This is a genomic window from Nocardia takedensis NBRC 100417, from assembly GCF_000308695.1.
GTDB classification, from domain to species: domain Bacteria; phylum Actinomycetota; class Actinomycetes; order Mycobacteriales; family Mycobacteriaceae; genus Nocardia; species Nocardia takedensis.
Genome location: NZ_BAGG01000101.1, coordinates 1 through 15,055, shown reverse-complemented (window position 1 = coordinate 15,055; position 15,055 = coordinate 1). Strand labels below are relative to the sequence as shown.

The 15,055-nt window shown below is 71.1% G+C and carries 13 protein-coding genes; 7 read left to right on the top strand and 6 right to left on the bottom strand.

All coding sequences use genetic code 11. The features are described from left to right. The first annotated feature begins 36 nt into the window (after positions 1 to 36). The 4 genes from ON30_RS21720 (at position 37) to ON30_RS21705 (ending at position 5,112) form a co-directional block, all read left to right on the top strand. On the top strand, positions 37 to 891 hold the full coding sequence (locus tag ON30_RS21720) for a PHP domain-containing protein (RefSeq protein WP_040709645.1): 855 nt from the start codon (positions 37 to 39) through the stop codon (positions 889 to 891). After that, positions 888 to 1,154: a hypothetical protein gene (locus tag ON30_RS21715; protein ID WP_040709643.1), complete on the top strand. Its 267-nt coding sequence runs from the start codon at positions 888 to 890 to the stop codon at positions 1,152 to 1,154. Before ON30_RS21720 ends, ON30_RS21715 begins: the two co-directional genes overlap by 4 nt. A 50-nt stretch (positions 1,155 to 1,204) precedes the next feature. Next, positions 1,205 to 3,268: an FAD-binding protein gene (locus ON30_RS21710; protein WP_157183804.1), complete on the top strand. Its 2,064-nt coding sequence runs from the start codon at positions 1,205 to 1,207 to the stop codon at positions 3,266 to 3,268. Positions 3,269 to 3,906: 638 nt separating this feature from the next. Beyond that, positions 3,907 to 5,112: an NAD(P)-dependent malic enzyme gene (locus ON30_RS21705; protein ID WP_373282602.1), complete on the top strand. Its 1,206-nt coding sequence runs from the start codon at positions 3,907 to 3,909 to the stop codon at positions 5,110 to 5,112. 58 nt (positions 5,113 to 5,170) lie between these two features. Here the strand turns inward: ON30_RS21705 and ON30_RS21700 are convergent, their stop codons facing one another. The 4 genes from ON30_RS21700 to ON30_RS21680 all read right to left on the bottom strand — a co-directional run bounded on the left by ON30_RS21700 (position 5,171) and on the right by ON30_RS21680 (position 8,739). After that, complete coding sequence (locus ON30_RS21700; protein ID WP_040709682.1) at positions 5,171 to 5,851, bottom strand: ABC transporter permease; 681 nt, start codon at positions 5,849 to 5,851, stop codon at positions 5,171 to 5,173. Further along, positions 5,848 to 6,507 (bottom strand): ABC transporter permease, encoded by a 660-nt coding sequence (locus tag ON30_RS21695; RefSeq protein ID WP_040709639.1) that lies wholly within the window; start codon positions 6,505 to 6,507, stop codon positions 5,848 to 5,850. Before ON30_RS21695 ends, ON30_RS21700 begins: the two co-directional genes overlap by 4 nt. Before the next feature lie 175 nt (positions 6,508 to 6,682). After that, positions 6,683 to 7,852 carry an ABC transporter ATP-binding protein gene (locus ON30_RS21685; protein ID WP_051029739.1) on the bottom strand — a complete coding sequence of 390 codons (1,170 nt, stop codon included), beginning with the start codon at positions 7,850 to 7,852 and terminating at the stop codon, positions 6,683 to 6,685. 2 nt (positions 7,853 to 7,854) lie between these two features. After that, positions 7,855 to 8,739 carry an ABC transporter substrate-binding protein gene (locus tag ON30_RS21680; protein ID WP_083911585.1) on the bottom strand — a complete coding sequence of 295 codons (885 nt, stop codon included), beginning with the start codon at positions 8,737 to 8,739 and terminating at the stop codon, positions 7,855 to 7,857. Positions 8,740 to 8,981: 242 nt separating this feature from the next. Here ON30_RS21680 and ON30_RS21675 point away from each other — a divergent pair, with 242 nt between their 5' ends. The 3 genes from ON30_RS21675 (at position 8,982) to ON30_RS21665 (ending at position 12,259) form a co-directional block, all read left to right on the top strand. After that, positions 8,982 to 9,869 carry a glycine betaine ABC transporter substrate-binding protein gene (locus tag ON30_RS21675; RefSeq protein WP_040709636.1) on the top strand — a complete coding sequence of 296 codons (888 nt, stop codon included), beginning with the start codon at positions 8,982 to 8,984 and terminating at the stop codon, positions 9,867 to 9,869. 211 nt (positions 9,870 to 10,080) lie between these two features. Further along, on the top strand, positions 10,081 to 10,767 hold the full coding sequence (locus tag ON30_RS21670) for a PadR family transcriptional regulator (protein ID WP_040709635.1): 687 nt from the start codon (positions 10,081 to 10,083) through the stop codon (positions 10,765 to 10,767). A 13-nt stretch (positions 10,768 to 10,780) separates the two neighbouring features. Continuing rightward, positions 10,781 to 12,259: a DHA2 family efflux MFS transporter permease subunit gene (locus ON30_RS21665; protein ID WP_040709633.1), complete on the top strand. Its 1,479-nt coding sequence runs from the start codon at positions 10,781 to 10,783 to the stop codon at positions 12,257 to 12,259. An 18-nt stretch (positions 12,260 to 12,277) separates the two neighbouring features. Here the strand turns inward: ON30_RS21665 and ON30_RS21660 are convergent, their stop codons facing one another. Together ON30_RS21660 and ON30_RS21655 are read right to left on the bottom strand one after the other, a co-directional pair. Continuing rightward, on the bottom strand, positions 12,278 to 13,900 hold the full coding sequence (locus tag ON30_RS21660) for a molybdopterin-dependent oxidoreductase (protein WP_083911583.1): 1,623 nt from the start codon (positions 13,898 to 13,900) through the stop codon (positions 12,278 to 12,280). A 115-nt stretch (positions 13,901 to 14,015) separates the two neighbouring features. Then, positions 14,016 to 15,055: AMP-dependent synthetase/ligase (locus tag ON30_RS21655; protein WP_040709629.1), on the bottom strand; the 1,040-nt coding region annotated here is incomplete at its 5' end.

The window sequence follows — 15,055 nt, the reverse complement described above, 5'->3', positions numbered from 1 at the left end:
CGCGGAGGTGTCGGGGCGCACGGTATGACTGGAGACGTGCGTATCGATCTCCACACCCACTCCACCGCCTCCGACGGCACCGACAGCCCCGCCGAACTCGTGCGCAACGCGGCGGCCGCCGGGCTCGACGTCGTCGCGATCACCGATCACGACACCACGGCGGGGTGGGCCGAGGCGGTCGAGGCGCTGCCCGACGGGTTGACGCTCGTGCGCGGGATGGAGATGTCGTGCGTGGGCCTCGGGGAGGACGGCTGGCCGGTCTCGGTGCATCTGCTGGCCTACCTGTTCGATCCCACCGACCGGTCCTTCGCCGAGGAGCGTGAGCGGTTGCGCGCCGAGCGGGTGGACAGGTTGCGCGCGATGGCCGAACTGATGCGCGCGGACGGGCTGCCCATCGATCCCGACGCGGTGCTCGCCTCGGCGGGTCCGTCGGCGGGTCGGCCGCATCTGGCGCGGGCGCTGGTCGAGGCCGGGGTGGTGCCCACGGTGGACGCGGCCTTCGTCGACCTGCTCGCCCCGGAGGGCCGCTACTACGCGGAGAAGGCCGACACCGCGCTGCGGCAGGCCGTGCGGATGATCGCGAGCGCGGGCGGCGTCAGCGTGCTCGCGCACGCCAGGGCCCGCAAACGCGGCCGACTACTGGCCTTGACCGAGATCCGCGAACTCGCCGACCTGGGGTTGAACGGCCTCGAAATCGACCACCCCGACCATTCGGCCGCGGACCGTGCGCTGTTGGGCGGCTTGGCCGCCGAACTCGGCCTGATCACCACGGGCTCCTCGGACTACCACGGGTCGAACAAGACCATCGCGCTCGGCGAGTTCACCACGGATCCGGCGCAGTTCGAGCAGATCGTGGGCAAAGCCTCGGGCGTCCCGGTGATCGCCCGGTGAGAGTGCTGCGCGGACTGAGCGGTGTGGTGGCCGCCGGGACGGTGGTGCTGGCGCTGGTGGTGCTGGGCTCGGCCTTCATCGCCTCCGGACGTGGATTTCCCGGGCCGGGTGGGGAATCCATCGCCTGGCATCTGATACTGGCCGCCGTCGCGATCGCCGCCCAGATATTCGCGGACAGGCGACAGGGTTTCGCCGCCTTTTCCGGGTCGATGGTCGTGTTCCTGTGTGCGGGAATATTGCTGTGGTCACAGTGGTGGAGTTGAGACCTTGAATTAGTTGCGGCCGGGTGAATTGTGGTCGAACATTTCTCTTTGTGAGTGATCATGAGACGGACGTTCTGGTGATCGGCGGGGGACCCGCCGGAACCTGGGCGGCGGTCTCCGCGGCTTGTTCGGGAGCGCGCGTGATCCTCGTCGACAAGGCCCGCTGCGGTTCGAGCGGCCCGACGGCGTTCGGTATGACCTCGCTGTGGAACATCCCCGCGGGCCCCGCCCGCGACGAAGCCGTCCAGCACGCCTATGCGCGCGGCGGCGGACTCGCCGACCCGGAACGGATGCACCGCGTCCTCGACGAGACCTGCCGACGCATTGACGACCTGGCCCGTTGGGGCTATCGCTTCCGCGGCGCGGACAACCGCGGCGCGCACCTGGACCTCGACGGCGCGAGCTACCTGCGCCGCATGCGGCGGCGGCTGCTCGAACTCGGCGTCCGCGTCCTGGACCACCATCCCGCGTTGCAACTGCTCACCGATGCCGACGGCGTGGTCACCGGCGCGACCGGTCTGCGGCCGCGCGATCGGTACCGCCCGTGGACCGTGCGCGCGGGCGCGGTGATCGTCGCCACCGGCGGCTGCGCGTTCCGGTCCGGCGCGGCGGGCACCGACGTCGACACCGGCGAGGGCCTGCTGTTCGCGGCCGAGGCCGGGGCCGAACTGTCCGGCATGGAGTTCTCCAGCGCCTACGGCCTCGCTCCCGTGCTCAGCGCGCCCAGCACCGCGACCCATTCCAGTTTCGCGCCCGGTCTGGCCCTGCGCTTCGACACCCTCTACGACGATTCCGGGGCCGAACTGCCGGGTCAGCGCGCCGCGGCCTTCGCCGCCATCGCCGACGGACGGCGGATCTTCGCCGCCTTCGCCGACGTGCCCGAAGCCGTGCGCAGTTGGCTGTCACGCCAAGGCGTGGTGCACCGCGACGGCCGGATCCCGCTGCGCGCGGTCCTGGAGGGCACCGTGCGCGGCGCCGGCGGTCTGCGCGTCGGGGCGGAGGACTGCGCCACCACCGTGCCCGGTCTGTTCGGCGCGGGCGACGCCACCAGCAGGGAGGCGATCACCGGCGCGGCCAGCGGATTCGGCGGCCAGGGCGGGGCGTGGGCCATCGCCTCCGGCGCCTGGGCCGGCACGGGCGCGGCCCGCTTCGCGCGGTCCGCCCGCGGCCTACGCACCGGTGAACCCGTGCCCGGCGCGGGCCTGCACGACCGGGCCCGCCTCGACCCGCGCGCGGTCGTCGGACTGGTCCAGGAACACACCCTGCCGCTGCGGCGCAGCTACTGGCGCAGCGCGGGCGCCCTGCGCGACAGCATCGGCGAACTCGACGCGCTGTGGCCCGGCGCGGAATTCGAGCTGGGCGGACACGGCGCCGACCGACTGCGCGCGCGTCAGGCAGCCGCCCTGCTCGCGGTCGCGCGCTGGACCAAATACAGCGCGCTGGCCCGCACCGAATCGCGCGGGATGCACCGCCGCACCGACCACCCCGACCAGGCCCCCGACGGGCGGGTCCGCTGGCGCACCGGCGGCTTGGACGAAGTCTGGGTGCGTCGCGAACCGCGCGCGCTGCCCGAAACACTGCCGGAGATCGCCCCCGCCGTTCGCCGCGTCGCGGGACAGGAATCCGTCCTCGCCCTCCCGCCGCGCCCCGTCGACCTGCCCGTCGCCGAACCCGCGCGGCTGGCCGGTCAGGAATCGGTGCTCGCGGCGGGAGCGCGCCACGCGGGCGCGCAGGTCACGCCGCAGGCGGAACAACCGCGAGCGGCCGCCCCAACGGCCGAGGCGCTGGTCAGAGGCCGGGCGGTGGTGGATGAGCTGGTCGCGGTCGCCCCGAGGGCCGACGAATTCGTCGCGGGCAGCTCTGCGGCCGAGTCGCTGGTCGGAGGCCGATCGCCGGCGGACGAGTCGGTCGTGGCGGACCCTGCGGCCGAGACGCTGGTCAGAGGCCGGGCGGTGGCGGGCGAGTCGGTCGTGGTCACCTCGGTGGTCGACGAGTCGGCGGTGGGCGGTCGGGTGCGCGAAAGGCCGAGCGTGGTCGAGCCGATGGGAGCGGAGTCGGTGGTGGGCGGGCTGAATGCAGTTCCCGCCGTTGCCGAGGGCGCGACCGACCGCTGAAAGCCGCGCTCCGAAACAGCCGTGACCAGGCGATTGCCGACGCGTCGTGCGGTCGGTGAGCAATGTGCGGGACACCGGCGCGCGGTGCCCGGACCGCCGGGGGTACGGTCGCGGTGACCTCGGGCGACACCTACTCACGAGTACCTCACCGCCTGAGAGAGCTGCTGTTGCGCTCTCTCACAGCCACTGTTCGCCGGTGTGCGAGTTTCCGCTTACCTCGAGGTAATTCCGGAGACCTACGCTCTCCCCATGACGCGCGACCGGCTTGCCGCACACCGGTTTGGCAAGTCGTCCCCGCGGCCGGCAGAATGGCTCGGATTCCCCACCCTCGCCACCGCCGGGTCCGGGAACGCCGACGATCTCCGCCGCGCGACGCACCGTCGCCTCCCGTGGGTCGCCGCCCCGCATGTTCCGTCCGGACCACCCTCCGGCTCTCCGCTCAGCGGATCAGTGCCGCGCCACGATTTTCGATTTCGGCCCTCGGATAGACGGTTGTCCGATAGACATCGCATATCCGCCCGATCGGAATACGAATCGGACCGGTCAGCGCACTCGATGAGCGGTTCGAATCAATTGTCATATCGATACCCGGCGGTAACCGTCCCCCGGTTCAGCCCGACCCGAGCAGGAGTGAAATCGTGTCACCTGTGACTGACGCACCGAATGCCACTGCCGATCCCGCTTCCCTCGCCTCGATCTCCACGGACGAGATCTTCGCGGGTCACCTCGGCGGCAAACTCTCGGTCGAGCTGTCGGCCCCGCTCGAGACCCAGCGCGACCTGTCGATCGCCTACACCCCCGGCGTCGCGCAGGTCAGCCGGGCCATCGCCGCCGACGAGGCGATGAGCAAGCAGTACACCTGGACCGATCGGCTGGTCGTCGTCGTCAGCGACGGCACCGCGGTGCTCGGCCTCGGTGACATCGGCCCGCGCGCCTCGCTGCCGGTCATGGAGGGCAAAGCGGCGCTGTTCAAGAAATTCGCCGGCCTGAACTCGATTCCGATCGTGCTCGACACCAAAGACGTCGACGAGATCGTGGAGACCCTGATCCGCCTGCGCCCGAGTTTCGGCGCGGTGAACCTCGAGGACATCTCCGCTCCGCGCTGCTTCGAGATCGAGAAGCGCGTCATCGAGGCGCTGGACTGCCCGGTCATGCACGACGACCAGCACGGCACCGCCATCGTCGTGCTCGCGGCGCTCAACGGCGCGGCCGCGGTCCAGGGCCGCGACATCGACGGACTGAAGGTCGTCGTGTCCGGTGCGGGCGCGGCCGGAGTCGCGTGCACCAACATCCTGCTGGCCGCGGGCGTGCGCGATGTCACCGTGCTCGATTCGCGCGGCATCGTCAGCAAGGATCGCGGCGACCTCAACGAGGTCAAGGCCGAACTGGCCGAGCGCACCAACCCGCGCGGCCTCAACGGCGGCGCGGCCGAAGCGCTCGCGAGCGCCGACGTCTTCCTGGGCCTGTCGGCCGGTCTGATCGCCGAGGAGCTCATCGCCTCGATGGCCCCCGAGTCGATCGTGTTCGCGATGTCGAACCCCGACCCGGAGATCCACCCCGAGGTGGCGCGCAAGTACGCCGCGATCGTGGCCACCGGCCGCAGTGACTTCCCGAACCAGATCAACAACGTCCTCGCCTTCCCCGGCGTGTTCAAGGGCGCGCTGGACGCGGGCGCTCGCCGCATCACCGAGGGCATGAAGATCGCCGCCGCCAACGCCATCCTGAGCGTCGTCGCCGACGAACTGGGCCCCGACAAGATCGTCCCGAGCCCCCTGGACCCCCGCGTCGCCCCGGCCGTCGCCGAAGCCGTCGCCGCCGCCGCCCGCGCCGAGGGCGTCGCCTGACCCATCCCCCGAAAGGGCCGCACACCCCCCCGGGGGGTGCGCGGCCCTTTTCGCGTCTTCAGCGGCGGCGGAGGGTGCGGAGGCGGCCGGTGCCGGGGGTGGTGAGCCAGATGGCGGCGGCGAGGAGGGTGTCGAGGGCGAGGGCGAGCAGGGCCACCAGGAGCGCGCCGACCAGGACGCGGTCGTAGCGGTAGAGGCCGATGCCGTCGAAGATGTAGCGGCCCAGACCGCCGAGGTCGACGTAGGCGGCGATGGTGGCGGTGGCGACCACTTGCAGGGTGGCGCCGCGCAGGCCGGTGAGCAGCAGCGGCATGGCGTTGGGGATCTCGACGCGCAACAGGAGGCGACGTTCGGTCATGCCCATCGCGCGGGAGGCGTCGACCACGTCGGCCGGGACATTGGCGACGCCCGCGTAGGCGCCCGCCAGCAACGGCGGCACGCCGACGGTGACCAGGGCCAGCAGCGGCGGGATCAGGCCGAGGCCGAGCAGCAGCACCAGGAAGGTCAGCAGGCCCAGGGTGGGCAGGGCGCGGGCGGCGTTGGCCACGCCGACCAGCAGCGCCGAACCCCGTCCGGTGTGGCCGATGACGAGTCCGAGCGGCACCGCGAGGACCGCCGACAGGGTGACCGCGAGGAAGCTGTACCAGAGGTGTTCGCCGAGGCGGACGTCGATGCCGGTGGGGCCGCCCCAGTTCGCGCTGTCGGTGAGGTAGGCGAAGGCGTCGAGGAACAGGTTCACGAGCGCCCCTTTCCGGCGCGCGCGTCGACGCGCGTCCACGGGGTCGCCCAGCGGCCCAGCAGATGCACCAGTCGGTCGAAGAACAGCGCCAGGGCCAGCATGACGAGAATGCCCGCCACGATCTGATCGGGATAGTCGCGCTGATAGCCCTGGGTGAACAGTTTCCCGAGTCCGCCGACCCCGATCAGCGCGCCCACCGACACCATGGCGATATCGGTGACCACCACAACCCGCACAGTGGCCACGAACACCGGCAGCGCCAGCGGCAGGTCGACGGTGAGGGTGCGGCGCAGCGGCCCGTACCCGACCGCGTCGGCGGCGTCGACCACCTCGGCGGGCACCGAGTCCAGCGCGCTCGGCACCGCGATGACCAGCAGCGCCGTCGAATACACCGTCAGCGCGATGACGACGTTGAGCGGGTCGATGGTGGAGATGCCGACCAGCGGCGGGATGATCACGAACAGCGCCAGCGACGGCACGGTGTAGGCGAGGTTCGCGACGGTCACCGTGAGTCGGCGCAGCCATCCGACCCGCCGGACGAGCACGCCCACCGGCACCGCGATCACCAGTCCGAGCAGCAGCGGGGTGAGCGCGAGATACAGGTGGGTGCCGGTGATCCCCATGATTTCGGGGAAGTTGTCGATCAGATATCGCACGAGGCCGTCCTACGTGCGCCGATGCGCGGGTCGCGTCGCGGAGGGCGGTGCCGGTCGAGGAACAGTTCGTGCAGGGCGTCGGCGGTGGGTGTGCCCGGCGTCGTCGCGCGTCGGTGCCTGAAGCGCGCATCGATCGCGCGCGTCGCGGAGTCGTTTCGAGCCGCGCTGTCGGCGTTCACGGTGCGTCACCGGTCGGGTCGGCCGACGAGCTACCGGCAGGGTCGGCGGTGCGTTCGCGGGCTTCGGCCGCGCGCTGGTCGGCGAGCACGGTGAGCACGTCGTTCGCCGAGACGCCGCCGCGTACCGCCCCGGCTTCGTCCACCGCGACTCCGATGCCCGCGGGCGAGGAGATCGCCGCATCCAGCGCCTGCCGCAGGTCGGCTCCCGGACCGAACAACGAGCCGCCCGCGACGACGCTGTCCGCGACCGGACGCCCCGCGCGCACCGCGGCGATGCCCGCGGCGTCGAGCCAGCCGCCCGGCTTCCTCGCGTCATCCACGACCAGAACCCAATCACCGTGCCCCGGGGTGAGTTCGGCCGCCCGCGCGGCGCTGATCGTGTGGATCTCGCGCACCGGCACCGCCGCCGCGTCACGGAAGGACAGCCCGCGATACCCGCGATCGCGCCCCACGAACCCGGCGACGAAATCCGTTGCGGGGCTGGACAACACCCGTTGCGGTGCGTCGTACTGCTGGAGCACGCCGCCGCGCCCGAAGACCGCGACCCGGTCGCCGAGGGTGACCGCCTCGTCGATGTCGTGGGTGACGAACACGATCGTCTTGCGCAATTCGGCGTGCAGCCTGCGCATCTCGGCCTGCAACTCGGCGCGCGTCACCGGATCGACCGCGCTGAACGGTTCGTCCATGAGCAGTACGGGCGGGTCGGCGGCCAGGGCGCGGGCGACGCCCACGCGCTGCTGTTGCCCGCCCGACAGTTGCGACGGATACCGTTGCGCCAGTGCGTGATCCAAACCGACGCGGTCCATCACCTCGAGGGCGGCGGCCCGGGCGGCGCGCCGGGTGTCGCCGCGCAGCACCGGAACGGTCGCGACGTTGTCGAGCACCGTGCGGTGCGGCAGCAGTCCGCCGCTCTGGATGACGTAGCCGATGCCGAGACGCAGTCGCACCGGGTCGACGGCGGCGATGTCGCCGCCGTCGAGGTGCACGCTGCCCGAGGTGGGCGCGATCATCCGGTTGATCATGCGCATCGACGTCGTCTTGCCGCATCCGGAGGGGCCGACGAAGACGGTGAAGGCGCCGGAGTCGATGCGCAGGTCCAGATCGGTCACCGCGATGGCGCCGTCGGGGTAGACCTTGCCGACGCCGCGGAACTCGATGGCCGACATCGCTATCCGATCGGCTTGTTCAGCCCCTGCGCGGCGACCCAGGCCGCGGCGGCCGCCTTCGGTTCGGTCTTGGCCGTGCCGGAGACCGCCTGGTTCAGGGCCAGCAGTTCGGCCGTGGTCAGTTTCGCCGAGACGGCGTTGAGCGCGGCCAGCGCCCGGTCGGACTTCTTCTTCGCGTTGAACAGCGGCACCACGTTCTGGGCGGCGAAGTTGTTCTTCGGATCCTCGAGCACGACGAGGTCGTTCTGCGCGATGGCGGGGGAGGTGGTGAAGATGTCGGCCGCGGTCACCTGGCCTTCGACCAGCGCGCGCACGGTGGCGGGTCCGCCGCCGTCGGCGATCGGGACGAAATTGTTCGCGGCGATGTCGAGTCCGTAGTTCTTCTTCAGGCCGGGCAGACCGCCCGCGCGCTCCTGGAATTCGGCGGGCGCGCCGAATTTCACCTCGGCCGAATGCGGGGCGAGGTCGGCGATGGTGCGCAGATTCCAGCGCTGCGCGGTGGCGCGGGTGACCACGACCGCGTCGGAGTCCTGCGCGGCGGCGGGAGTGCCGATGGCGAGGTCGCTGCCGAGCGCGCCGGCCAGCGCGGCGTTCACCTCGGTGGCGCCGGTGGCGGTGGCGTCCTTGTCGAGGTATTGCAGCAGGTTGCCGGTGTAGTCGGGGATGACCGAGATCGCGCACTGCCGCAGCGCGGGCACGTAGGCTTCCCTGCTGCCGATGCCGAGTTTGGTCTCGACCTGGAAGCCGTTGACGCGCAGCACTTCCGCGTAGATCTCCGCGACGGTCTCGGATTCGGGGAAGTTCGCCGAGCCGACGATCAGCGTGTCGCCGCCGCAGTCGCCCTCGCTCGCCAGCGGGTCGGAGTTCCCGCAGGCCGACAGGATCATGGCGGCGGCCAACGCGGCGGCGGTGATCAGGACTCGGGTGGCGCGCAGTGCCGGGCGCAGCGCCGAGGGGCGCGACCCGCCCGCGTCGGGTGTGAATGGGGTCTTCACGGAGATCCTTCCGGCAGGGCGGGCGGTGCGGCCGGTCGGCTCGCGACCACCCCCGGTACATTCTGCTTGTCCATACTGCCCGCTATCGAGTCGTTTCGTCGGCTCTGTGCAATCGCGAGAGTTGGTGTCGCCGGATGGTGCTGGCCGCGTCGAAGCGGATGCTGGCTCGGTTTCTGGTGGTCACGGCCGCCGTGGCCGCGGCGTCCTGCGGTTCGGAGGAATCCGAACCCGCTTTCGTGATCGGAGCGGGCGATTCGGTCGAATCCGGCGTTCTCGCCGAGATCTACGCGGGCGCGTTGGCCCGCACCGGTCTGCGCGTCACGGTGGCGGCGGGGCTCGGTCAGCGCGCCGACTATCTGCGCGCACTGGACGAGGGCCGGATCTCGTTGGTGGGCGAGCACACCGGCGATCTACTGGGACATCTGGATTCGGCGAGTGCGGCCCGCAAACCCGAGCAGGTCACCGAGGCGTTGAGTCGGGCGCTGCCCCCGGGTCTGCTGATCGCCGATCCGGCCGAGATGACCGATCTGCGTCCGCGGGTGGTCCTGCCCGCCGCCGTCGCCGCGGCCGAGAACCTGCGGACCGTGGCCGAACTCGGGCCGCGCTGTCCGCAGTGGCAGGCCGCCGACGCGCCCGTTCCCGATCTGCTGCCCGATCCCGTCGCGCCCGCCGTCGCGGGGTGCGCGCCCGCCGAGGTGCGCCGCGTCCCCGATCCGGCGGTTCTGCGAAACGCGCTGGTAGCAGGTGAGATCCGGTTCGGCATCCTGAACGGACCGCCCGAGGCGGCCCCCGGTTCGACCGACGGCCTCACCGTCCTGAGCGATGAGGACTACGCGCTGCGCGCCGAGAACGTCGTGCCGCTGTTCCGCGTCGGCCTGCTCGACGACCAGCGCGTGAAGAAGTTGAACTACGTCGCAGGCGAACTGACCACGGAGGAATTGGTCGACATGGTCCTGCGCGCGCGGGCGGGCGCCGCGCCGGGGGGACTCGCCAACGCCTGGCTCGACGCCCACGCGCTGTAACGGCGCTTTTGCTGTTGTCCCGCCGTCCTGGGCCGGGGCGGCGGTTCTGTCCTGGCAGTGAACCGGATCACCCTCGGGCGAACGCCTTGCCACTCGAATGGCCCGGGTCGTATATTCCGTCTGGAGTATTCAAGTCCGGAACACGGCCGCCCCGCCACCGCGGGCACCGGCACGCGCACCGCGGTGCGCTTCGCGAATCGTGGGGTGAGAGATGGCAGAGCGAGCACGTCCGCAGGTGACCGCACTCGCGGTGGCGGTGCTCGCCCTCCTCGCCGAACGCCCCATGCACCCCTACGAGATGTATCAACTGCTGATCAGTCGGGGTGAGGACCTGTTGGTCAAGGTCCGGCCCGGCTCGCTCTACCACACCGTCGCGCGCCTGGCCGAGCAGGAACTGGTCCGCGCCGAAGGCGTCGACCGGGCGGGCAACCGCCCCGAACGCACCACCTACAGCATCACCGAACGCGGGGAGAAGACGCTGCGCGTGCGCCTGGCCGAGGTCCTGCGCTTCCCGCACGCCGAATACCCGATGTTCCCGCTGGCCCTGGCCGAGGCGCACAACCTGCCCCGCGAAGACGTCCTCGCCCTGCTGGGCGAACGCCTGCGGCACCTGCGCGCCGACATCGACGACCTCGACCGCAAAGCCGAATGGGCGTGCGCCCACCACGTGCCGCGCCGCTACTGGGTGGTGGTTCCGTACCTGCGGAGCACCCTCGGCGTCGAGGTCGCCTGGCTCGAGGAATTCCTCGCCGAACTCGAGTCCGGCGGACTCGAATGGGAGGAATTCGACCCCGCCACCGGCGTTCGCGTCGCGGGCCCCGAACACCCCTGGGCCGACGCCGCGCCGCCCCCGCGCGCGGCGCGCCCCTCCGAATCAGCCGCGAGTTCTCCGAGTTAGGAAACCGAAAGCCATGTCCGACCAACGCAATCCGTGGCCCGCGCTCGTCGCGCTGGTCGTCGGCTTCTTCATGATCCTGCTGGACATGACGATCGTCGCCGTCGCCAACCCGGCCATCATGGAAGACCTGCAAGCCGACATCTCCAAGGTCATCTGGGTCACCAGCGCCTACCTGCTCACCTACGCCGTGCCGCTGCTGTTCACCGGCCGACTCGGCGACCGCTACGGCCCCAAGAACATCTACCTCGTCGGCTTGGCCGTCTTCACCGGCGCGTCGCTGTGGTGCGGCCTGTCCACCAGCGTCGAGATGCTCATCGCCGCCCGCGCGGTGCAGGGCCTCGGCGCGGCGCTGATGACCCCGCAGACGATGGCCGTCATCACCCGCACCTTCCCGCCGGACCGCCGCGGCGCGGCCATGGGCCTGTGGGGCGGCGTCGCCGGCCTGGCCACCCTGGTCGGCCCGATCATCGGCGGCGTCCTGGTCGACGGGCTCGGCTGGGAGTGGATCTTCATCGTCAACGTGCCGGTCGGCATCATCGCCTTCGCGCTGGCCGTGTGGCTGGTGCCCTCGCTGCCCACCCACGAGCACAGCTTCGACGTCATCGGCGTGCTGCTCAGCGGTGTCGGCCTGTTCCTGCTGGTCTTCGGCATCCAGGAAGGCAACACCTACGACTGGTCGGCGCGCATCTGGCTGATGATCGCCGCGGGCCTGGTGATCCTGGGCCTGTTCATCTGGAATCAGGCGCGCAACACCGGGGAACCGCTGGTGCCGCTCGGGCTGTTCCGCGACCGCAATTTCTCGCTGTCCAACATCGCCATCGCGGCCATGGGCGCCGCCGTCACCTCGCTGATGGTGCCCGCCTACTTCTACCTGCAAGCCGTGCGGGAGATGACCCCGACCCGGTCCGCGCTGGTCTTCGCCCCGATGGCCATCGTCACCGGCGTCTTCGCGCCGTTCGTCGGCAAATTCTCCGACCGACTGCACCCCCGACTGGTTCCGACCATCGGCTTCACGCTGTTCGCGGCCGCGGTGTTCTGGTTCGCGGGCGTGATGACACCTGACTCCTCGCTGGTGTGGTTCCTGATCGCCGCGGCCCTGGCCGGTTTCGCCAACTCCTGCATCTGGGCGCCGCTGGCCTCCACCGCCACCCACAACCTGCCGGTGCAGCAGGCGGGTGCGGGCGCGGGCATCTACAACACCACCCGCCAGGTCGGCTCGGTCCTGGGCAGCGCGGCCATCAGCGCGCTGATCGCCTCCCGGATGAGCGCCAACGGGCTCGGCGGCGGCAAGATCGCCGAAGGCGCCCAGCACGGACCCATCCCGCCCGCCGTGGAACACGCCTTCAGTTCCGCGCTCGCGCAGTCCATGCTGCTGCCCGCGTGCATCCTCGTCATCGGTGTGCTCGCCTCGGCGCTGTTCGTCCAACACAGTCGCTGTGCGGGCGCTCCGGCCGAGAAGCAGGACGCCGACACGGTGGGCGCGTCGTCGTGAGCGCCGCGGGGTGAGCTCTCAGCCCACCCGCACGAAGACCGACGGATAGCCGGTCGCCCCGTCGGGCAGCACACCCTGGGCCCGCGCGGTCTGCACCTCGCCCGCGCCGTCCGTCGCGCGGGCGAGGATCGTGTGCTTCCCGGCGGTGGCCTCCCACTCGAACACCCACTGCCGCCAGGTGTCGACGGACTGCTCCGCGGCCAGGCTCGCCCGCTGCCACGGCCCGTTGTCGATGCTCACCTCCACCGCGCTGATCCCGCGTCGCTGCGCCCACGCCACCCCCGCGATCACCGTGCGCCCCGGCGCGATCTTCCCCGCGCCCGGGGTGTCGATCCGGGTGGCCGTCTTGATCGGACCCAACGGCGACCACCCGCGCCGGGTCCAATAGGCGGTCGCGCGATCGAAGCGGGTCACCTCGAGTTCGGTCACCCACTTCGTCGCCGACACGTATCCGTAGAGCCCCGGCACCACCAGACGCGCCGGATATCCGTGCGCCACCGGCAGCGGTTCGCCGTTCATCCCGATCGCCAACAGCGCGTCGCGACCGTCGGTGAGCACCGGCAACGGCGTGCCCGCCGTCCAGCCGTCCTTACTGCGCGACAACACCATGTCCGCGTCCGGCAGCGGCCCCGACTCGGCCAACAACTCGTCGATCCGATAGCCCCGCCACAGCGCGTTGCCGACCAGGTCGCCGCCGACCGGGTTGGACACGCACGTCAACGTCACCAGGCGCTCCACGGCCGTCCGGTTCGCCAGATCGTCCCAGCGCAGCACGATCTCCCGCTCCACCATCCCGTGGATGCGCAACGACCAGTCCTCGATCGACACCTGCGGTACGAGCAACGCGGTATCGATCCGGTAGAAATCCGCCGCGGGCGTCACATAGGGCGTCAGCCCCGGCACCCGCAATTCGGCCCCCGGCGCGAGCTCCACCGGCGGCCCGCTCGGCGTCGGCAGCACCACCGCCGCCCGCTCCCCGGACACGTCCACCCTGCGCAACCCGATCAGCCGCCCCGCGACCCCGGTCACCACCGCGGCCCCGCCCGCGATCATCAACCCGCGCAACACTTCTCGACGCCCCGTTCTGTCGATTTCCCGTGGCGTGTCTCGCACGGAGGCGGCCGGCTGTTCCGGCGCGGGCACGGTCGACGGCGAATCCTCGGCCGTGGTTCCACCCGCCGCCCGCGCTCCGAGTGGCGTCGCCTCGCGAGCCGCGACCGCCGCGTCGATGCGTCGGGTGAGCACCCGCAGCGCGTAGACGCCGACCGCGACTCCGAGGAGGGTGGGCACCGCCGCCGACAGGCCGACGCGCGAGATCGCGAGCACCGCCGTCACCGTGCCGAACACCGCGAACAGCGCCGATCCGGCGGCGCGTTCCGTGCGCTCGACGATCCCCGCGAGCGCGGCGACCGAGGCCGCGACGAGCGCCATCACCAGGTGCAGGACCGTCTTGTCGGTGGTGCCGAAGGTCTGGATGGCCCATTCGCGCAGGCCGTCCGGGGTGTGGTCGACCACCGACGCGCCCAACACCTGCCACGGCGCGGACTCCCCGCCGAAGAAGGCGGCGAGCAGTTCCGCGATTCCCAGCGCCAGCGCCCCCGCGACGACGCCCGCCGCCGCGCGCATCCGCAGACCAGACATGCTCCGAGCGTACGGATCTTCGAGCCGCCGCGCCGCCCACGCATATCGCTCCGCGACCCCGGAAACGCCGAAGGCGCCGCCGGGACGAATCACCGGCGACGCCTTCGGAACAGGGTCAGGAGTAGATCTTCTCCACTTCGCCCTCGTACTGCTTCATGACCACCGCGCGCTTGAGCGACATCTTCGGGGTCAGTTCACCGGTCTCCTGGGTCCAGTCGACGGTCAGGATGCGGATCTTCTTGATGGCCTCGGCGTGCGAAACCTTCTTGTTGGTGTCGGCGATCGCGGCGTCGATCTCGGCGACCAGGTCCTTGTTCTCGACCAACTGCTCGATCGCGGTGTCGGCGGAGACGCCGTGGCGCTCCTTCCAGCCCGGCAGCGCCTCGGGGTCCAGGGTGATCAGCGCGCCGACGAACGGGCGTCCGTCGCCGACGACCATGACCTGGCTGATCAGCGGATGCGCGCGCAGGGAGTCCTCGAGCAGGGCGGGGGAGACGTTCTTGCCGCCCGCGGTGACGATGATCTCCTTCTTGCGGCCGGTGATGGTGACGAAGCCGTCGGCGTCGATCGCGCCGAGGTCGCCGGTCTTGAACCAGCCGTCGGCGAACGCCTCGTCGGTGGCTTCCTTGTTGCCCCAGTAGCCGTCGAAGATCACCGAACCGCGCAGCAGCAGTTCGCCGTCCTCGGCGATCTTGACCGCGTGCCCCTCGATCGGACGACCGACCGAGCCGACCCGGATGTTCTCCGGGGTGTTCACGGTGACGGCGGCGGTGGACTCGGTCAGACCGTAGCCCTCGTAGATGGTGACGCCGACGCCGCGGAAGAAGTGGCCCAGGCGCGCGCCCAGCGGCCCGCCGCCGGAGACCGCGGCCTCGCACTGCCCGCCGAGGGCGGTGCGCAGCTTGCTGTAGACGAGCTTGTCGAACACCGCGTGCTTGAGCTTGAGGCCCAGGCCGGGACCGCCGTTGTCGAGCGCCTCGCTCCAGGCGATCGCGGTGTCCGCGGCGGCGTCGAAGATCTTGCCCTTACCGCCGTCGTGGGCCTTCTGCTTGGCCCCGTTGAACACCTTCTCGAACACGCGCGGCACGGCGAGGATGAAGTGCGGGCGGTAGCTGCCGAACTGGTCGACCAGGGTGGTCCAGTCCGAGCTGAAGG

Coding starts and splice junctions, on each gene's coding strand:
- ON30_RS21680 (WP_083911585.1), bottom strand. CDS start 8,739: ATGATCCTGTCGGCCTGCGGGAACTCCGACCCGCTGGCGAGCGAGGGC.
- ON30_RS21660 (WP_083911583.1), bottom strand. CDS start 13,900: ATGTCTGGTCTGCGGATGCGCGCGGCGGCGGGCGTCGTCGCGGGGGCG.
- ON30_RS21675 (WP_040709636.1), top strand. CDS start 8,982: ATGGTGCTGGCCGCGTCGAAGCGGATGCTGGCTCGGTTTCTGGTGGTC.
- ON30_RS21665 (WP_040709633.1), top strand. CDS start 10,781: ATGTCCGACCAACGCAATCCGTGGCCCGCGCTCGTCGCGCTGGTCGTC.
- ON30_RS21685 (WP_051029739.1), bottom strand. CDS start 7,852: ATGTCGGCCATCGAGTTCCGCGGCGTCGGCAAGGTCTACCCCGACGGC.
- ON30_RS21670 (WP_040709635.1), top strand. CDS start 10,081: ATGGCAGAGCGAGCACGTCCGCAGGTGACCGCACTCGCGGTGGCGGTG.